Here is a 20,048-nt window from a genome sequence, read left to right as displayed (position 1 = left end):
TCATGCCGATTCAACTGCCTGCCATCGACGACCGCGACTACGCGCAACTGGTGCGCGATGCGCTGGCTCGCGTACCGATCCACACCCCCGAATGGACGCACACCGGCCCGAGCGATCCCGGCGTCACGCTTGTCGAACTGTTCGCCTTCATGGCCGAGAGCCTGCTCTACCGCGCCAACCTGATCCCCGAACGCAACCGGCTGAAGTTCCTGCAACTGCTCGGCATCCCGCTGCGCCCGGCGAGCCCGGCGCACGGACTGGTGCAGTTGCGCAACGAGAACGGCGAACGCGTCACCGTCACGCTGTCGCCCGGGCAGACCTTTTTCGCCGGCGCCCTGCCTTTCGTCAGCGACAGCGGCCTCGACGTGCCGCCCGTCGAGGGGCTGGCGGTGTTCAAGCAGACAGTGCTCAACCCGGACCAGGCGCTGATCGACTATTACGCGCAACTCTACGAGGCGACGGAGCGCGACTTTGCTGCCTTCAGTTCGGGCAACGCCGAGGGTGCCAGTATCCTGCCGGTGCTTTACGAAACGGTCGCCCTCGCCGACCATCCGGGACTGCTCGACGTTGGCAGCGAGACCGTCGACGGCGCGTTGTGGATCGCGCTGCTGGCGCCGGCCAGGTCACGCCCGGTCGACCGCGCGCAGGTGCGCGCGCAGCTCGCCGGAAGAACCCTGTCGATCGGACTGATTCCTGGCCGCGGCGACCCCGCCGCACGCCTGATCGCCGGCAGCGCCGCGACGCGGCCGCCGGCATTGAGCGCCTGGCTGCCGCAGCGCGATGGCAACGGCACCCGTTACGCACGCCTCTCGGCAGTGCCACCCGCGGGTTTCCCCGACCTTGCCGGCGTGTTGCAGGTCACGCTGCCAAGCGACGCCGATGCGCTGTGGACCTGGAGCGAGGAAGAGCCTCTGGAAGCCGGCGTCGGCGACCGGCCGCCGCCGCTCAACGACGAAGAGATCGCCACCCGGGTGCTCACCTGGCTGAGGATCGACGGCCTGGCGAGCGCCGGTGTCGTGCTGCAATGGGCCGGCCTGCACTGCGTGCCGGTGACGCAGCGCGCCCACGTCGCGCGCGAACTGCTGGCGCCCGGCGACGGCGAGCCCGAACAAAGGCGGTCACTGAGTCAGCGCCAGGTCCTTGCCAGCTCGATCGCCGTCACTGTCGCCGGCCGGCGCTGGACCCTGACCGACGAACTCGAGGCCGCGCCAGCCGAAGGCCAGGCGGGCGCCGAAGTCTTCGCCCTCGACGCCGAAGCGGGCAGTTTGTCGTTCGGTGACGGCATGCACGGTGCCCGGCCGCCGCTGGGCGCCGAAATCGCCGTCGCCTTCGACTGGTCGGCCGGCGGCGCCGGCAACGTCACCGCCGGCGCAATCCGCCTCGGCCCCGACCTGCCGCCGGGATTCAAGCTAGCCAACCCGCTCGCCTGCATCGGCGGGACCGACGCCGAGAGCGCCGCCGACGGCGAGAAGCGCATCCCGCTGGTGCTTCGTCACCGGGAACGCGCGGTCAGTGCCGACGACTTCAGTGAAGTCCTCAAGGCCGCGCCAGGTGCCGACGTCGGCCGCATCGAGGTGCTCTCGGCGTGGCATCCCGAGCTGTCGCCAGCCTTGCCCGGCGACCAGCCGGGCGTCGTCACCGTCCTCGTCATCCCACGCCGCGACCCGCGTCATCCCGAGACCCCGCGCCCGGACGCCGACTTCATTGACACGCTGTGCCGCCACCTGACCCCGCGCCGGCTGGTGACCTGCGAAGTGCTGCTGCGGCCACCACTCTACACCGGCATCTGGATCAGCGTCGGCATCGAAATCGTCGCCGGCCAGTCGGTCGCCAACGTACGCGAGAACGTCCGTCGCGCCCTGCTTGGCCATCTCGCGCCACTACCGCCGTCGGTCACTGGTGCGGCCGCCAGCGGACTGCCCGGTTTCGACAACGGCTGGCCGCTGTTCCGCGCCGTCGCGGCACTCGAACTGGCGACGATCGTCGCGCGCTGTGACGGCGTCGCCGGGGTCAACGGCCTGCTGCTCGCCGACGCCGGCGGCAGCCGCCGCGACAGCGTGCCGATGGTCGGTCTGCAACTGCCGTACATCGCCGGACTGTCGATCGGCCTGGGTGACCCGCTGCCGCTTGACCAGTTGCTCGGCCGTGGCATTGGTGCCGCGGGTGAAGACGGGGAGGACGACGGCACGGGCACCGCCGGCAGTGGAACGAGCGGCCGCTTGGTCCGCCTGCCGGTCCCCAAGGTACCACGGGAGTGCTGATATGGACGCCAACGGCAGCCGCTACCACACCCTGATCGGCGCCAGCGACTGGCAGCGGTCGGCGCCGCCGGCGGCAGCGGTCGAATGGCGGGACGGCGCCTTGCGCCTGCAGGCACTGCTCTTCGAGTTCAGACCGGGACGCGCCGAAGCCCTGCCCGAGGAGTACGGGCGCGGCGGTGTTTTCGATGCCTACGGCAACCTCTACTGGCTGTCGTCAGACCGTCATACGATCATGGTGCGCTCGGTCGGCAGCGGCGACAGCAGCCGCTTCTGGCCGGTCGCCGGTGGCACGCCGGCACACGACCGGGCCGGCGCCATCGCCGGCTATCGCGCCGGCAGCCAGACGCCGAGCGACAGCCGCTTCCAGCCGCTGTCCGCGGCCACGGACACGCCGCCGCTGCCGGAACTCGACGCGCTGACCATCACCGCTGCGCACTATCTGGTCGTTGCCTCGACCGAGGCTGGCGGCCTGCTGATCTTCGACCTCTACGGCGGCGGACCGCCGCTGTTTCAGGTCTGGCCGGAGCTGCCGGTCGCGCTGGCACTGGTCGCGCTGGCCGACGGCGGCGTCGGCGTGCTCAGCGACAACCACCTGCTGCGCAGCGGACCCGATCTCAAGCCACGCTTCCGCGCCGACCGCCAGCCACCGTGGTTTACACCCGAAGGCACCTGGCGGGAAACGCAGCAGTCGTCACCTCCGGCAGCCGAGGCGTCGCCACCAGCCGCGGACAATACGTCGAATCCTCTCGCCGGCGAGCCCTGCGACCTCAACCTCGAGCCGGCGCTGCCGGCTGACGACACCGGCGACCGCACGACCGCGACCGCGATCGCGGCCTTGCCCGGCAACCGACTGCTGATCCTCAGCCATTCGGCGACCAGGCCCGGCGCCACCTGGCTGAGCGTCATCGGACTCGACGGGACGCCGAGTCCCCTGGTCGCCGGACAACCGGTGGTCGATGCCGATCGACCACCACCCGTCGATCCCGACGCCCTCCCGGCCAAGGCGATCCGGCTCGACCTGCTGCTCGCCCGCATCACCACCGGCGCGCACGCGCCCGCTCTGGCCGGACGGACGCTGGCGATCGACTGGGGCCAGGCGGCGGCTGGCGCTGTGGCGTCCGCTGGCACGTTTTCGCTGATCGTCGTCGATGCGGCCGGCGACCAGGCCTACCGCTTCGCAGCCGGCTGGCAAGCGCAGACACTGGTCGTCGGAGTGGTCGGGGAATACCTGCCGTTGCGCCGCTATCACGGCATGGGGCTGGCCGCCCTCGCCGCCGGCATGACCTTGCACGGCTACCCCGATGCGCGCGTCTTCTACGCTGGCGAGAAGCAGTGGTCGCCCCTGCTCGCCCTGCCGCAACCACGCTACGCGCGCCAGGCAACCCTGCTCGTCCCGGCACCGGAGCTGGCGTGGGACAGCGGCCAGCCCGCCTGCGTCTGGCACCGGCTGCTGCTCGACCAGCGCCTGCCGCCGGGCACTTCGGTCAGCGTCGATAGCCGCTGTGTCGAGAATCTCGACGATCTTGCCGCCGCCGAATGGCGCAGCGAGCCAGCCTTGTTGCGCGCCAGCCGCGGCAGCGAGCTGCCGTGGCGCGATACCGGCCAATCGCCCGCCGGCACCTGGGAACTCCTGCTGCAGGCGGCGCGCGGCCGCCACCTGCAGTTGCGGCTGACGATCACCGGCGATGGCCGCCAGACACCATCGCTGCAGGCCCTGCGCGTCTGGTACCCGCGCTTCTCGTACGCCAGCCAGTACCTGCCGCCGATGTTCCGTGCCGATGCCGGCAGTGCCGACTTCCTCGACCGGCTGCTGGCGCTGTTCGAAGGCGAATTCACCCGCTGGGAGGACCGCATCGCCGCTGCGCAGTGGCTGTTCGACGCGCGAACGGCACCGGCGGCGACACTTGACTGGCTTGCCAGCTGGCTCGGTGTCGCTTTCGACCCGGCGTGGGACGAAAGGCGCCGCCGCCTGCTGATTCGCCACGCGCTGCTCGGCCATGCGCGCCGCGGCACCGTCCCCGGCCTGCTGCTCGGCGCGACGCTGGCCTGGGAGACCGAGGTGGACGAAGACTGGCTGCGGGCACCCGAGAAACTCACCGAGCGAGCGCACGGCGTCCGCCTGCAGGAGCTGTTCGGGTGGCAGACGGCGCTGGCCGGCAACGCCTGGCGGCCAGCGCTTGGACGCGCCTGGCTGCTGCACGCCGACCGCCTGGCGGGCGATCCGTCGCTCGCCGATCCGGCTGAACTGGCGGCGCTCGGCATCACCGGGGCGGCCGCACTGGCGGCCGCCAACCCGGAGCGCCGGCAGCAGTTGCAGCGCGCTTTCGGTTTCATCCCGCGCGCGGCGATCGAAGAGGAACGACTGTGGTCGGCCTGGCTCGACGCGCAGGATGACCAGCGCAGCCCGCCGGGTGACCAACCGCTTGCGCCGGTGGACGCCGCCGACTGGCGCGCCTATCTCGACAGCAGCCGGCCGTGTGCGCCGCTGCGCCAGCGCTGGCAGGATTTCCTCGCGCGCCGCTGGCAACGAGTCTCGGAACTGAATGCCGCCTGGGGAACCCGCTGGCGCAGTTTCAGCCGCATCCCGTCACCGATCGTGCTGCCGGCCAGCGAGGCAGCCCTCGCCGACTGGCATCGCTTCGAGGCACAGGTACTGCGTGCGCTCGGCCATGCCCACCGCTTCCGCATCGTCCTGCCACTGCCCGCCGGCACCCTTGACCTCGACGAGCTGACGCGGCGGCGTGCCTCGGTGTTGCGCGTCATCGAGCGCGAGAAACCCGCCCATACGACGGCCGAGGTACGCTTCGGCTTCGACCTGTTCCGCGTCGGCGATGCCCGCCTCGGCCTCGACAGCCGGCTCGAGAATGGCCTCGCACGCTATCCGGAACTTGCCGCGCTGGCCGGCGGCACCGCCGGTTCGCTCGTGCTCGGGCGCAGCGATCTCGGTGGCGGACGCCTGGCAACCACCCGACCCCAACCGCCTGCCGACCGCGTCGGTCTGGACCGTGGCGGACTTTCCCTTCGGAGACCCACATGACCTGCTGCAATGGATCGTCCTTCGTTCCTGCTCCCGATGCCACGCTCGATCCGAGCCAGCGCGTCAATTTCACCTTCGGCATGGTGCTCGGCGTCGACGATTTTCGCCAGGAGCACCTCTACCTCGCTGCCCGTGATCAGCGCGCGCTGGCCGCTACGGTTGGCTACGGCATCGTCGCCGGACTCGACGTCGCCTGTCTCACGGACAAGATAGCCGGCAAGACGTCGGTGCGCGTCGAGCCCGGCCTCGCGCTGCTGCCCGACGGACATCTGGTCGCTGTCAGCAGCGCGCAATGCGCGTCGCTCGACGAGTGGCTGGCCGACTGGCTGACCAGCCAGAAGAACCTCCCCGATCGCGTCTACGTCGTTCTCCGTTTTGACGCCACCAGCGGCACGCCGGTACCGATCCCCGGCGAGCCGTGTCGCGCCGAAGGCGAGCTGCAGGCCGACTCGCGGATCAGTGACGGCTTCCGGCTCGACTTCTCACCGGAGCCACCGGACACCCGCGAGGACGACGCGCTGCGCAGCTTTGCCGCCTGGCTGCGCACGGTCGAAGTCGTCGGCGGGCCAGCGGCAGCAGCCGAAGATGGCCGCCTGAACCCCGGCCGGCTGGAGATCGAAAAGGCGGCCCGCGACCGCGAGCTGGTCGGCAAGATAGGCATCGATCGCGGCCAGCTCGACGCCTTCCTGCGGGCGGTGGAGAAAACGATCAGCAACGCCATCGCCAGAGGCTGGCCGGAGAAGATCCTGCGTCCGACCAGCGAAGTGCCGCTTGCCGAGCCGGTGAAAGATCTGGCAATCCCCTACGGTGAATACGCCGAATACATGCAGGCCGCCTTCGCGCTGTGGATTGACACGCTGCGCTGGCAGTACCTCAAGACGCACTACGACCTGCCGGCAACCAGCGAAACTCGACTGCTGCTTGCCGGGATTGACCTGACCGGCGACCAGCCGGTGGCAATCCTGCGCGGCCGACCGCAGGTCGTACACCTGCGGCTGCTGCAGGAGTGGCTGCTCAACAAACCCGACGACGCGCCACGCGACGCGCACTACGTGCTTGGCCGCAGCGATCCGCGTCTGCCAGCAGCGCAGGATCTCAACGCCTCGTTTGCCGAGGCGGCGCACCGGCTGGCAAGAGTCGATCCGGTCGACGGCGACGGCATCGTTCGTCCGGCGGTCATCTGGCCGGGAACGGCCGAAGCCCCCGCCGACTACTACGGCCCGGTAATGGACGCACCGATCCCGGTCGCCGACGGCGGGACCGGCCAGAGCGCCGCGCCGGCTCCCGGCCAGCTGCTGGTCGGCGCACCGGAAAGCAGTCCAGCCGGCCTGCCGGCGTTCACCCTCGGCACGCTGCGCGCGGCACAGCACGGCGAGGGCGAGACCCTGCTTGCCAACCTCGCGATCGATCCAACGTCGCAGGCGCCCGACATCGTGCTCGACACGATCCAGGACATTGACCCCGACGCCTCTCCGGCCTTCGCCGGCCTGACCGTCGACGGAGCGATCACCGCGCGCAGCCTGCGCATCGCCGCCGACGCGGGCGGCGGCGACGGCGACGGCACACTGACCGTCACCGCCCTCGACTCGGCCGTCATTGCCAGCGACGCCGACGGGCGCCTGATCAAGGCCCGGCACTGGGACGGCAACGCCGAGGACCTCGCCAGCGGGGCGATCTACTACTACGCCCCCGGACAGGGCGAACCGGTGCGCATCGAGGAGGGTGGCAGCGGCCTCAGCGCCCGCCCGCAGCCCTTGCAGGTACTGGTCGGCCACAACGGCGCAGCGCCGCCAGCGTACGTGCTGGCCAACCTGGTCGCCGGCAAGAACGTCAGCCTGACGCTGGTTCAGGAGCGCTTGCCCGACACCCCGCTGCAGCCACCGGGCAACGTGCTCAATGTCGGCGACCGTTTGCCGCTCGGCGACCGCGTGGACCTTGGCTTGCCCCTCGACAGACTGCCAGCCGGCAAGCTGCGGCAGGTCTGGAACCTGCAGATCGATGCCAGCGGCGGCAGCGATCTGACGCTGCCGTTGACCGCCGCGCAGGGCGGTACCGGCCAGACGGCGGCACCACAGACCGGCCAGATCCTGGTCGGCGACGGCAGCAGCTTCGTGCTCGGCCAGATAGCCGCCGCCGACGCCGCGCGAAACCTGACGGTGTCCGCCAGCGCCGCAGGGGTGATGCTGAACACGGCGCAGAACATCGACCAGGAATCGGCCCCGACCTTTGCCGCGCTGCAGCTGACCAAGCCGAGCGACCGACGTGCAACGCACAACCTCGGCTGGAACGACGAAAAGGGCGAAGTGGTGATCGGCCCGCTGGCCGGCGTCAGCAGTCGCCAGGTGGTCGTTGCCGAGACCCCGGACGAGTTCGGCAAACTGCTCGAACGCTTCGACGACTTCGCCGGCAGAGATGTCGTCGTCGTCTACCGTTCGGACAAGCCGTTTTCCTCCGCCAAGGCGCCGCCTCCGGGCAACGATGGCCAGTGGCTGACGCTCAAGTCACTGGCCGGAGCCGGCAACCTGACACTCGACAGCGGCCTGATCGAGGGGGGCTCGATCCGCCTCGACGCCGGCCGCGCATTGACTCTGGTCGCCTCGTCTGCGCTCAAGCTATGGCTGCTGGTCGGGAGATTCTGAAATGGCCACCGCGCTCAACCAGCCCGTCGCCGGCAGCACTTCGCCGCGAACATTCTTTTTCAACGGTCGCTTGCTCTCGGCCGAAGACCTGCAGCGCGAGCAGACGGCGCGCGAGAGCGGTCAGAGCCAACTGGCGAGACTGCTTGGCTGCGGCATCGCCAGCGGCCTCGAGATCACCGGCAAACGTGGCGAAACGGTGCTGACCATCGGCACTGGCGTCGGCATCACGCCGTCCGGAGGGGTGATCGCGATCGACACGATCGAGCTCGATCTCGCTGCTATCGGCCAGCGCAACCGCAGCGGCGGTTTCAGCGACTGCCTTGCTGCGATGTCGGCGCTATCGCAGGTCGCCGGGGGGCTCTACCTGCTGGTACTCACCCCGACCTGGCTGGCCAGCGGCCGCGCGACGACGACGCTCGGCGAAGTTGGCGCCTGCAACCGCAAGCTCGAACAACCGGCCGTTCGCGCCCGCCTGTTGGCAATGAAGGAACCGGCTGACGTTCCCGGTGCGTCAGGCAAGCCCGGCGAGACAGAAGAAGCCGGGAAGGCACGGGACACCTTGCGCAACCGCGCCGCGCATTCCCTGCTCGCGCCGGAAGATCCGGAGACAATCATCCTCCAGACGACGGCCACCACCGGCGGGTCTGGCGCGGCAACCAGGATGGTCGGCTGGTTACCCGAGGGCAGAGTTCCGGCACTCACTGCCGACGACCTGCCGCTGGCCGTGGTATACCTGAGTGCCAGCGCGACCATCGACTGGTGCGATGGTGACGCGGCGCAGAGGCGCCTGGCGCCGCCACCGGGGCTTGCCGGTGACCGCTTCTGGCGCGAGTCGCACACCATCGAAATGGAAGCGTTTGCCCGCCAGTTCGTTGCCCAGTTCAGCGACCAGCAGGCTGCAGCGGTCGAGGACATCGCCGGCGTCTACGCTTTCCTGCCGCCGGTCGCACTGGTCACCCGGCAGTGGCTGGAACTGTTGGTCAAGGGCTTCCGCCTGGCGGGCCTGAACGTAACGCACAACCCGACGCCGGTCAGCCGCGCCCGCTTTGCCGAGCTGCTGCAGCATGGCCTCCGCGATTCGTCGCTACCGATCACCAGGTCGGCAACCGGCAACGCCTACTCGCTTGCCGGCAGCGACCTTTGCCTGCTGTGCTTCGAATCCGCGCCACAGGCGCCGAACAAGTAGCGGCGCGCGACTGCCGTCATGCCCGCCGCAGCCCACCTGACCATCGAACGCTGGCACAGCGGCACGGCGCCGCGCCAGCCGGTGGTCGCCCGGCTGGCGGCAGAGGCACTGGCCGCCGAGGTCGCCGAATCGCTGCCTGCGCTGCCACCCCAGTCGCTGCTGCTCGTTCGCCGTATCACGCTGGCGCTTCCCGGCCTCGACGTCGACCGCATTCCCGACGCCCGCCTGCGGCAGTTAGCCGCCCAGACCAGCCGGCACATGCTCACCGCCGCCCGTGATCAGGCCGCCCGCCCGGCCAGGCAGGCGGTCGACGACCATGCCATCGCCGTGTTCTTTGCCGACGAGGCCGAACTGCTCGCCTGCCTGGCGCGCGACGCGCTCAACGGCCGGCTCGACACCTGGTGGTGGCGAAGCGTTCTCGGCCGCCACTACCCCGACTGGACCAGCGCCTGGCAGGAGCGGCCGACGGCCGGTACCGCGGCACTGCGGCTGCTCGCCCGCGCCGGGCTGGCCGAAGCCGTCGCCGGCACGCTGGGCCTTGCCCTGCCACCAACCGTCACCGGACCGTCGCCAGCGCCAGCCGTTCGCGCCGCCCAGCCACCAGCCAGCACCGCCGACCTGGTCATGATGCCGCCAGCTGCGCCACCGGCGACGCCCGCCGCTGGACGGCCGGCCATCGTCGTCGGCAACCGCGGCGCCGACGTTCGATCCAGCAGCGGTCCGCCACTTGCCGCTAACGTACAAACGGCGGCTGCCACCGACCCTGACGCGAAGCAAGCGGCAACCGTCGCCCGCCCGGCCAGAGCGATGCCGGCAAGTGAGCGGCCGTCATTGCCCGACGAGCCGACGACAGCCACCCTGCCACGAACGCCCGCAGCGAGGCCAGCGGCGTTTCCCGGGCGCGCCGCCGGTCACGCCCGGACGTCGGCGATGCTGCCGGACACCCCGGCCGCAGACGCCAGCCTGCAAAGGCCGGCGAGTCCTGCCACCGACACGGCCAGGAGCCCGGCGGCCAGCGACAGCGTGGTGCGCGAAGACGAAGCGACGGCGCCGCCAGCGGCGCGCGGCTCTTGGCCACCGCCGGCGAGCCACCGCGCGATCATGTCGGCGCCAGTGCCAGCGGTAGCGCCGCCTATTGCCCTTGCGCCGCGAACGACCGCCGGCAAGACGGTCGCCGCACGCGGCGACACCCGGCAAACCAACGCGGGACCGCCAGCAGTCGCTGGCGCCGCAGGCTGGAGTGTGCACCCGCCGGCGTTTGCCGGCCGCGCCACCACACCGGCCGTGCGCCGCGGAAGCGACGTGCCGGCACCCACCGAGCAAGCACCGGTGCAGGCGATGGCCGTGGCCAACGACCCGACAACGGCAGGCGAGGCGTGGCCGCTCGCGGTGACCCCACAGCCGGTGTTCACCCGCTGCGCACGCCTGCTGTTCCTGGTGAATCTGCTGCTCGGTGACGGCCTCTATCCGGACTTCACACGCCCCGCCGAGCGCGGCTTTCCGGTTCCGCTGTGGCAGCTGCTGGCGCTGCTCGGCATCGCGCTCGCCGGCCCCGGGTTTCGCCGCGATCCGCTGCACGCCGCGCTCGAAACATTGGCCAGCGAGGTCGCGGCCAGCGATCAGACCGATCTCGATCGCCGCTGGCCGATCCCCGCTGCGCCTGGCGGGCGGCGGCTGCGCGCGCGCAGCCTGCGCCGGCAGCCGAAAGCCGCTTTCGCACGCTGGTTCGCGCGCTATTGCCTGTCACTGCGCCGGCGCCTGGCCGCTGCTCTGGCAATAGCGCCGGCGCTGGTCGGCCGGCAGCTCTGGCAGGCGCACGGCAATGCCTGCGTCTGGCTGTCGGCGGCCGAGATCGTCGTCGTATACCCGCTCGACGAACACCCGGTGGCATGGCGGCTGGCCGGACTCGACCGCGATCCCGGCTATCTGCCAAGTGCCGGACGGACACTGCGTTTCGTCTTCGAGTAAGAGACCGACGACGATGAAACCCGACGACCTGCGCCAGCTGCTTTTCGACAGCGATGCCGACGCCGGCACTGACTGCGGCGAATGCTTCCGGCCTCTGCTGCTTGGTGCCGCCTGGCGAATAGCAACCAACGCGCGCGATCTGCTCGGCGACGAAGCCGACGAGCGTTTTCCCTTTCTCGCCGAGTACGCGGCCGCTTTCGAGGCTTCTGGCGGCGAACTCGCCGACCATCCTCTGCGTTGGCTGGCGGTCAGCAGCGGCTGGCCGGCGAACGCGATCGAGGTCTGGCTCGCGCACGGCCTGGTCGAAGAAGACGCCCGCTTCGGCGCGGTATTTCAGGCGCTCGACCCGGACGCCAGCGAGCGGCGACCGAGCCTGACGTTGATGCAGTCGTGGTGGGGAACGCTGCCGCGGGAAGGCTTGCGCCCGGCGTTGCGTGCGCTGCTCGACTGCGGCCTGCTGCACCGCCCTGGCGGCACGACCGGCAGCGACGCCTCGTTCGAGGTCGAGGAGAACTGCTGGGCAGCAGCGCGCGGCGAAGCACCGCGCGAGCCCTGTTCGGGCGTTCAGCTCCGACCAGCGGCAGACGCGCCGCGGCTCGACGAACTGCTGTTGCCTGACGACGTCCGGCTGGCGGTCGATCGGCTGGCGCCGCAACTCGCGACGACCGGTGGCACGCTGATCGTCCGTGGACCCGAACACAATGGCCGCGGCGCGCTCCTTGCCGCGCTGGCGCGGGCCGAGGGTAGGCCAGTGCTGGCCATCGACTGGCCCTTGCCGGCCGGCGGCGAAGCGCCACCCTGGCTTGGCGCGTTCGCCACGCTGACCGGCGCCCGTCCGCTCTTCCGCCTGCGCGTGACGCCCGGCGAACGGCTGCGGCTGCCGCGCCTGACCGGCTACCACGGCTGGCTCGGCGTCGTCTGCGGCGACGAAGATGCGATCGACGAGCCACCGCTGCCGGCGTGGCAACTGACGCTGCCGCTGCCCGACGCGACCCTGCGCGAGCGGCTGCTCGCCGCCTACGCGCCGGCGCTCGCCGGCGAGACCCGCGGCCAGCTCGCCGGACTGCTCCACCTGTCGACCGGACATCTGCGACGTGCGCTGGCACAGGGGGGCGACCCGGTCGCCCCGGCGCCCGAGCTGGCGGCAACGCTGCGCGAAGTCGCGCTGGCCGGCGGTTCGGCCGAACTCGACGGCCTTGCCCGGCGCCTACCCACGAGCGGTGCTGACTGGCACGCTCTGGTCCTTGACGGCGATCTGCGGCGCGACCTCGACAACCTCGAAGCGCGCTGCCGCCAACGCGACCGCCTGCGCGCGACACTGCCACCAGCGTTCGCCGCCCGCCTCAACGCCGGCGTGCGGGCGCTGCTTGCCGGCCCGTCGGGAACCGGCAAGACGTTCGCCGCGTTGGTCCTCGCCGCCCGCCTCGGTGTACCGCTCTACCGACTCGACCTCTCGTCGGTGGTCAGCAAGTACATCGGCGAAACCGAACGCAACCTGCATCGGCTGCTCGCCGCCGCCGAGGCACTCGACGTGCTGCTGCTGCTCGACGAGGGCGACGCGCTGCTCGCTCGCCGGACGTCGGTTGGCAACGCCCACGACCGCTACGCCAATCTCGAAACCAACTTCCTGCTGCAGCGGCTTGAAAGTCACCGCGGCCTGGTGCTGGTCACGACCAACGCGCTCGACCGCATCGACCATGCCTTCCTGCGCCGCTTCGACGTGCTGCTCAACTTCCGCCTGCCCGAGTCCGACGAAAGGCTTGACCTGTGGCGCGCGCACCTGCCCGCCGATCATCGGGTCACTGCCGCAACGCTGGCTCGCGTCGCCGAGTCGTGCGCGCTGTCCGGCGGGCAGATCCGCAACGTCGTCCTGGCTGCCGCGTCGTTGGCGCTGGCGCTCGCCCGCCCGGTCGACGACCAGTTGCTTTTCGACGCACTGCGCCGCGAGTACCGGCGCGGCGGCCAACTCTTCCCGCTGGCGCACTGAGCATGGCGATGCTCGCACTGCGCGCGCCCCCGCGGCGGGTCGCCAACCCCAAGGCCGACCCGCGCTTCGTCGCCGTCACCCAGCAGATCAAGGCTGGCGCGGCGAAACTCCAGAAGCACGTACCGGCCGCGCAAAAGGCACGCGAGGCGTCGCGCTCGGCACCGGCGCCGGCCAACGAGCGGCTGGCCGGGGCCAAGGCCAAGGTCGTCGACCAGGTCAAACAGGCGCCGACACCGAAGCCGCAACCGAATTCGTTCAAGGCGCTGCTGCGCGCCGAGATCGAAAAGGCGATGCCGAAAACGCTCGGCGACACCGAGAAATTCATGGACGGTGGTCAGGCGGGGGCGATGAAGGGGTCGCTCGCCGGCAACGTCGGCAACCAGAAAGCCGCTGCCACGGGCCCGGTCGACCAGGCGACAAGACAGGCGCCGGATCCAGGCAGCGTGCCGGCACAGCCGTCGACGGCATTGCCCGCCGAAGCAGCACCGACGCCGCCGGCAGTTGCCGGCGCGAGCGGCATGCCGCCGCCGGCTACGCCGGCCGAAGCGTCGCTCGAGCAATCGAAACAGGACACCGCGCAGGCACTGAAGGACGAAAAGGTCAAGCCCGAGAGCCTGGCGCGGGCCAACGATCCGCGGTTCAGCGCCGTCGCCAGCGCGCAGGCCAAGGTCGCGGTGCAGGCCGACAAGGCGCCGGCCACCTTCCGCACCAGGGAGGCGGCGGTGCTCGCCGGCGCCCGCGCACAGGCCGGTGGCGTCGCCGGCCGTGGCGCGCTGCTGCTTGCCGGTACGCGTGGCCGCGGCAACGCGCTGGTCCTTTCGCGGCAGCAGCAACAGGCAGCGAAGGAAGCCGCCGAACGGCAGAAGGTCGCGACGCACATCGAGGGAATCTTCGCGCAGACCAAACAGCGCGTTGAAGCGCGCCTGGCATCGCTCGACCAGCAAGTCGCGGCGATCTTCGACCCCGGCGTCGACGCGGCACTGGCGAGAATGAAGCAGTTCGTCGACGATCGCATCTTCCGCTACAAGCTCGAACGTTACCTGACGATTCCCGGGCTGGGCCTCGCGCGCTGGCTTCGCGACCAGGCGCTCGGCCTGCCGGAAGAGGTCAACGCGTTCTACGTCCAGGGGCGGCAGGTCTTCCAGGCGGCAATGGATCGCCTGATCGACCGTGTCGCCAACCTCGTCGAGACGCGGCTGGCACAGGCCAAGGCCGAAGTCGACTCGGGACAGGCGAAGATCAAGGCCTACGTCGCCAGCCTGCCGGCCAACCTGAGGGCGGCCGGCGACGCCGCGGCGAAGGCGGTCGGCGAGCGCTTCAACGAACTCTCGCAGAGCATCGACGCCAAGAAGGAAGAACTCGCCGCGAGCCTGGCACAGAAATACAAGGAGGCCTTCGACAAGGCCGACGAAGCGTTGAAGACGATGCAGGACGAGAACAAGGGCCTGCTGCAGCAGTTCGCCGAAAAGCTCGGCGAAGTGGTCAAGGCACTGCTCGAATTCAAGGCCAAGCTGATGGCCATCCTGAAGAAGGGCCAGGATGCGATCCAGCGCATCCTCGACGATCCAATCGCCTTCCTCGGCAACCTGATCGCCGCCGTCAAAGGTGGTTTCCAGGCTTTCGTCGGCAACATCTGGACGCACCTCAAGGCCGGTTTCATGAAGTGGCTGTTCGGTTCGCTGGCCGCGATGGGCATCACCCTGCCGAGCGATCTCAGCCTGCCGTCGATCCTCAAGCTGGTGCTCGACGTGCTCGGCATCACCTACGACGGATGCGCGCCAAGGCAGTCAGGCTGATCGGCGAACGCGCGGTCGGCGCGATCGAGAAGGTCGTCGAATACGTCAGAGAACTGATCACCGGCGGGCCGGCCAAGCTCTGGGAAAAGGTCAAGGAAGACCTCGGCAACCTCAAGCAGATGGTCATCGACGCAATCCAGGACTGGCTGATCACGACGATCATCAAGCAGGCGGTGACGAAGATCGTGTCGATGTTCAATCCGGCCGGGGCGATCGTCCAGGCGGTGCTGGCAATCTACAACGTCGTCGTCTTCGTCATCGAAAAGGCACAGCAGATCATGACCCTGGTCGAAGCGGTGGTGAACTCGGTGGCGGCGATCGCCAGCGGCGCGATCGGCAGCGCGATCGCCTGGATCGAGAAATCACTGGCCAACGCCATGCCGCTGGTCATCGGCTTCCTCGCCCAGTTGCTCGGCCTCGGCGGCATCAGCAGAAGATCCAGGAGTTCATCAAAAAGGTCCAGGGCAAGGTGGACGCGGCGATCGACAAGGCGATCGCCAAGATCGTCGCGATGGTCAAGAAGCTGTTCGGCAAGGGCGGCAAGAAGGACGGCGACGCCGACAAGCAGAAGAAGCTCGAGCCGGCGAAAAGGCGATCATGGCCGTCGTCGGCAAGTACCGCCAGGGGGTCGAAGAGCGTGCCGATCTCGACACCGAACTCGCCGGCGTCAAGCGCGCGCACCCGGTCTTCAAGACGATCGGCTCGAAGGTCGAGAACGGAGAGGTGTACTGGTTCTACACCGGCTCGGGCAAGAAGGGGATAGTCGCCAAGCAGGGCAAGGAATGGGCGGTCGGCACGCACGAGGTGCCACGCCCGGACGCGTCAAAAAAGCCAAGGGCGAGTCACACCACGTGCCGCAGAAGATCATGCTGGCATCGATGGGCGAGTTCTATCAGGCAATCGCGACGCCGATCGCCAAGGTCGACAAGCCGCTGGCCGACAGAATGCGCAAGGAGGGCAAGAAACGCCTCGATCTGTACAAGAAGGACGGAATCGGGCTGTCGGCGATCTGGCTGAGGAAGAAGGTACACAAGGCGGCACACCAGCCGCAACCGCTGAAGGACGTCGAACAGCAGGCGAAGAAACTCGAAGACCGAGGGCAAACTGCTCGACACGACGGTCGTTGGCGAAGGGACGATCGGCGGCGGCGTCGCCGTCGACAAGGGCGTCAAGGCACCGGCGACGACGCTGCCGGCCAATGTCTCGGTGGTCGGCAGAACACCCGACAGCGGCAAGGTGAGCGAAGCCAACGTGCATGTCCAGCGCCGGCACCTGTTCGCTGCCATCGGCAGCACGCTCGGCAGGGCGGCACCGGCGTCGGCTTCGGCCGTTCGTCGAGCGGCAAGCGACGCGCCACCGCGCAGCAGATTGCCAAGGCCAAGGCGACCAACGCCGCCGAGGCCGAGAAGCTCAACGTGCGCGCATCGGCGCTGTTCAAGGCACAGTGGAACGGCCTGCTGGCCGGGGGACTGACCGGCGTCAACGCGGCACTCGGCAAGGACGACGGCTGGCGGACGCCGCTGATCGCGACAAGCCAAGACATGGGACATTTATCTGAAGAACCGTGAGCGGCGCCCGTCCGACCGCGCGTCTCCTGCCTGATGCCCACCCGCAACCGGCACGCGATGTTGCCCGCAGCGGTCGCCAACTTCCTGGCCCAGGACTTTGCCGATGCCGAACTGCTGATCGTCAGCGAAGACGGCGTGCCGGACAGCCTGGGTGCAGCGCTCGCCGGCGGCCGCGTCCGTCACATCGCCTGCCCACCGGGGCTGAGCCTTGGCGCCAAGCGCAACTTCGCCTGCGCCGCGGCACGCGAATACATCGCCCATTGCGACGACGACGACTGGTACGCCGCCGACCGCCTCAGCCGCCAGATGCACGCGCTGCTGGCGCAGCCGGGCATGGCCCTGTGCGGATCGAGCCGCGTCTATTTCCGCGAACTCGGAAGGCGCACGGGCCTGGGAGTACCGCTACCAGGGCAGTCGCCGGCCATGGCTGTGCGGGGCGACGCTGCTCTATCGGCGTGACTTCTGGCGCACGCACCCGTTTCGTGATCAATCGATCGGCGAGGACAACCATTTCGTCTGGTCGGCACACGCCGCCGAGGCATCGACCTGGACGACCCGGCGCTGTGCATCGCCGGGGTGCATGCCGGCAACTCCAGTCGCAAGGACACCGGCAACGCCTGGTGGACAGCCGTCCCGCGCAGGCGGATCGACGCCCTGATGGCCGAACATCCAAGAGCCAGCGTTGCGCCGATGCCACCCCGCCCGCGCGCCGTTCTGGTACTGGCCGGCGGCATCGGCGACCTGCTGCGCTGGGCCTCGCTGGTGCCGGTACTCGCTGCCGCCGGTCATGACGTGGACTTGCTCCTCGTTGCCGATTACCCGGACAGCGCGGCGTTGTTCGACGGCGCGCCGGGCGTCAGTCGTGTGCGGCTCGCCGACCCGGCCGGCGACGGTGGCTGCCGACCGACGAAGCACCGCCGGCGCTGGCCGTGTTCGCCTACTGGGCGACGCGCTTTGCCGACCGGATACCGGCCAGCCGCCAGATCTGCGCCGACCGGCAGCGCTGGCAAGACAAAGGCGACCCCGGCTGCGCCACGGCCATTGCCCGCGAACTCGGCTGGAGCGGGCCGCTGCCGGTGCCGCCGCTGGCACCGGCGCTGCGCGCGGGAAAGCCCACCGTCGCCGCCGGAACCCTGGCCATCCACGCCGGCTGCAAGACCGGCTGGCCGTGGAAGAAGTGGCATGGCCACGGCGAGCTGGCGCAACATTTTGGCCGCGTGCTGCGCGTCGGCACACCGGCCGACGAAGACGCCAGCGGCACCTATTTCGCTACCCCGATCCGCTGGCCGGCACACGTCCAGGATGCCACCACGCCGCGCGCACTGGCCGAGACCGCAGGCCTGATTGCCCAGTGCAGCGCAATGGTGGCCAACGATTCCGGCCTGATGCACCTCGCCGCCGCGCTCGGCGTACCCACCCTGGGCATTTTTGGTCTCACCAGCCCGGCGCGGGAGGCGATGCCCTGGCCCGCGCTGCACCCCCTCAGCGGCGGCCTCGCCTGCGAACCGGCGTGCCGCAGCGAACCCTGGGGCCGACGCGATTGCCAGCATCACCTGCAATGCCTGCAAGGGACCCTGGATCCGGAACGGGTTGCGGCGCGCCTGCGCGAGATCGCCCCGAGCCTCGGCCCCGCCTGAGCACACCGCGACCGACAGCAAGGCGGGCCGCGAGGTAGGCGACCATCACGTACGCGACCCTGACGCAGGCGCCAGCCGGTAGCGACGCCCATAGCGCGAGCGCGCCTGCGGCGCTGGACCTCGCGATCAGGCTCGGCGGCGGCTTCGGCGACCTGCTGCTCGCCGGGCGCCTGATCGACCTGCTCTGGCCACTCGCCGGCTACGGCACGGTCATTACCTACAACGATCGGCCCGAACTCGCACAACAGGCGCTCGGCGGTCGCGGCCTGGTCGGTGCCACGCGCTCGCTGCGCGAGTGGTCGCTGGCCAGCGGCGTCCGCGTCGAAATCACCCAGTTCGTCCGCTTCTTCGATGCCCCCGAGCGATGGCAGAAAACACACCCCGCACTCGCTGACCTGATCGCCCGCTCGAACAGCCGCATCGCCAGCGTGCGCGGACTGGTCGAGCGGCACCCTCAGCTCGACGGCTTCTGGGCGCGCCTCAACCTGGCGGCCGGGAGGCAACGCGCCGAATCGCTGGCCTGGAGCGCCGGCTTCGACGTCGGCCACGGTCGCGACCATCGCACGCCAGGCAGCGTCGACGAGCGCGCGGGTCAGCAGGCGCCGCTCTGCCTGACACTGGACGAGGCCGACGCCGGGTCACGCCTGCGCCTCGCCAGCGCGGGCCGGCAGTGGATCACGCTGCACGACGGCTTCGACACCAGCGCGCACGTGCGTCCCGGCCAGGCGGTGAAATGCTGGCCGCTCGAACACTGGGCGGAACTCGTCAGCAAGCTCAAGGCGCTGCACCCGTCGCTGCGCATCGTGCAGATCGGCGGCGCCAGCAGCCGGCCGATCGCCGGCGTGGACGACTGCCTGATCGGCCGCTCCGGCTCGGCGAAGCCCTGTGGCTGCTACAGGGCGCGGCATTGCACATCGACGGCGAATCCGGACTGGTGCACGCCGCGCATGCGCTGGGCACGCCTTCGGTGGTCCTGTTCGGCCCCACCGATGTCGGCTTCTTTGGCTACCGCGACAACGTCAACCTGAACGCCGGGGTCTGCACGCCTTGCTGGTGGAGCACGCCGGACTGGCTGGGGCGCTGCCCGAGCGGCCTCGCGCAGCCGGTCTGCATGGCCGCGATCAGCCCGGGCAGCGTCAACGACGCCGTTCTGGCGGTCTCGATCGCGGCAGACAATTGCCGGCCAAGGCCCTTCACCCGACCAGCAGCGCGGTCTGGTCGCGCGTGCCGAGCGCCGGCACGGCGCTGCTTGGCGCGATCCAGGCGAATGGCGAACTGGTCGACGACAGCGACGGCCACGCCCGCAGCCCGACCACCGGCTGCTACCTGCACGCCACAAGCGCTGGGAATACGCCTTCGCCCTCGACGCACTGGCCATCAGCCCAGCCAACGGCAGCGGCCCGCGGCTGCGCATCGCCGACCTCGGTTGCGGTCGCGGCGCCCTCGGCCCCTGGCTGGCGCACAAGGCCACGCCGTCACCGGCTACGACCGCAACTTCGCCGACGATGGCAATACCGACGCCAGCCGGCGTTTCCTCAACTGGGCACCGAGCACGGGCTTCGCGGCACGCGGCCGCCACCCTCCACGCGCTGCCGGCCCCCGACGGCGACACCGACCAGGGCTTCGACGCCGTGTTGATGATCTCGGTCCTGCAGCACCTCGCACAACCGGCACTGGCCATCCGCGAAGCCAGCCGCATCCTGAGACCCGGCGGCCGGCTGGTGCTGAGCTTCGATCTCGCCTGCGAGCCGGCGAACTTCGAAGACCGCCAGCATCGCCGCTCGATCGCCAGTCCTGCCCGCCTCGCCACCTGGCTGGGTCTCCCCGAAACCGCCCTCGCGCTGAGCCCGCCGGCCATTCGGCAGTCGGCCAGCGAACTGCAGTCGGCTGGCGTCGCCGGCATGCCAGACGGCCTTACGGTGGGCGGGATATGCCTGGTGAAGCCGGCTTGATGCGCAGCGATCACCAG

The 20,048-nt window shown here is 70.1% G+C and carries 13 protein-coding genes and 1 pseudogene; 12 read left to right on the top strand and 2 right to left on the bottom strand.

Going from position 1 to position 20,048, the window contains the following annotated elements:
* Positions 1–2: 2 nt before the first annotated feature.
* Genes V5B44_RS06835 through V5B44_RS06795 form a run of 9 tightly spaced genes read left to right on the top strand, consistent with a single transcriptional unit; the run spans position 3 to position 16,901 of the window.
* Positions 3–2,261, top strand: a complete 2,259-nt coding sequence (locus V5B44_RS06835) for a baseplate J/gp47 family protein (protein ID WP_332358336.1) — start codon at positions 3–5, stop codon at positions 2,259–2,261.
* A 1-nt stretch (position 2,262) separates the two neighbouring features.
* Positions 2,263–5,298 (top strand): phage tail protein, encoded by a 3,036-nt coding sequence (locus tag V5B44_RS06830; protein WP_332358335.1) that lies wholly within the window; start codon positions 2,263–2,265, stop codon positions 5,296–5,298.
* Entirely contained in the window at positions 5,295–7,937 is a 2,643-nt protein-coding gene (locus V5B44_RS06825; RefSeq protein ID WP_332358334.1) for a hypothetical protein, read from the top strand. The genes V5B44_RS06830 and V5B44_RS06825 overlap by 4 nt, the downstream gene beginning before the upstream one ends.
* Before the next feature lies 1 nt (position 7,938).
* Positions 7,939–9,123: a hypothetical protein gene (locus V5B44_RS06820; protein WP_332358333.1), complete on the top strand. Its 1,185-nt coding sequence runs from the start codon at positions 7,939–7,941 to the stop codon at positions 9,121–9,123.
* An 18-nt stretch (positions 9,124–9,141) separates the two neighbouring features.
* Positions 9,142–11,091, top strand: a complete 1,950-nt coding sequence (locus tag V5B44_RS06815; protein ID WP_332358332.1) for a hypothetical protein — start codon at positions 9,142–9,144, stop codon at positions 11,089–11,091.
* A gap of 13 nt (positions 11,092–11,104) precedes the next feature.
* The gene (locus V5B44_RS06810; RefSeq protein WP_332358331.1) at positions 11,105–13,078 is read left to right on the top strand and encodes an ATP-binding protein; all 1,974 of its coding nucleotides are present in this window, start codon (positions 11,105–11,107) and stop codon (positions 13,076–13,078) included.
* Between the two features lie 2 nt (positions 13,079–13,080).
* On the top strand, positions 13,081–14,874 hold the full coding sequence (locus V5B44_RS06805) for a hypothetical protein (RefSeq protein WP_332358330.1): 1,794 nt from the start codon (positions 13,081–13,083) through the stop codon (positions 14,872–14,874).
* Entirely contained in the window at positions 14,850–16,442 is a 1,593-nt protein-coding gene (locus V5B44_RS06800) for a hypothetical protein (RefSeq protein ID WP_332358329.1), read from the top strand. The genes V5B44_RS06805 and V5B44_RS06800 overlap by 25 nt, the downstream gene beginning before the upstream one ends.
* 33 nt (positions 16,443–16,475) lie before the next feature.
* Positions 16,476–16,901 (top strand): glycosyltransferase family 2 protein, encoded by a 426-nt coding sequence (locus V5B44_RS06795; protein ID WP_332358328.1) that lies wholly within the window; start codon positions 16,476–16,478, stop codon positions 16,899–16,901.
* A gap of 27 nt (positions 16,902–16,928) precedes the next feature.
* Here V5B44_RS06795 and V5B44_RS06790 read toward each other — a convergent pair whose 3' ends face one another.
* On the bottom strand, positions 16,929–17,357 hold the full coding sequence (locus V5B44_RS06790; RefSeq protein ID WP_332358327.1) for a hypothetical protein: 429 nt from the start codon (positions 17,355–17,357) through the stop codon (positions 16,929–16,931).
* Positions 17,358–17,371: 14 nt separating this feature from the next.
* Between V5B44_RS06790 and V5B44_RS06785 the strand changes: the two genes are divergently transcribed.
* Together V5B44_RS06785 and V5B44_RS26590 are read left to right on the top strand one after the other, a co-directional pair.
* A complete protein-coding gene (locus tag V5B44_RS06785) occupies positions 17,372–18,079 on the top strand; it encodes a glycosyltransferase family 9 protein (protein WP_332358326.1) in 708 nt (235 codons plus the stop codon).
* A 733-nt stretch (positions 18,080–18,812) separates the two neighbouring features.
* Positions 18,813–19,025 (top strand): annotated as a pseudogene (locus V5B44_RS26590) (hypothetical protein); the annotation flags it as partial.
* A 59-nt stretch (positions 19,026–19,084) separates the two neighbouring features.
* Here V5B44_RS26590 and V5B44_RS06775 read toward each other — a convergent pair.
* Positions 19,085–19,378 (bottom strand): hypothetical protein, encoded by a 294-nt coding sequence (locus tag V5B44_RS06775; protein ID WP_332358324.1) that lies wholly within the window; start codon positions 19,376–19,378, stop codon positions 19,085–19,087.
* Here V5B44_RS06775 and V5B44_RS06770 point away from each other — a divergent pair.
* Positions 19,294–20,031 carry a class I SAM-dependent methyltransferase gene (locus V5B44_RS06770; RefSeq protein ID WP_332358568.1) on the top strand — a complete coding sequence of 246 codons (738 nt, stop codon included), beginning with the start codon at positions 19,294–19,296 and terminating at the stop codon, positions 20,029–20,031. The two genes, V5B44_RS06775 and V5B44_RS06770, sit on opposite strands and share 85 nt — an antisense overlap.
* Positions 20,032–20,048 lie beyond the last annotated feature (17 nt).

The sequence above is a fragment of the Candidatus Accumulibacter necessarius genome, assembly GCF_036625085.1.
Note: the sequence above shows the minus strand (reverse complement) of the source record. Positions and strands in the feature narration are given on the sequence as shown.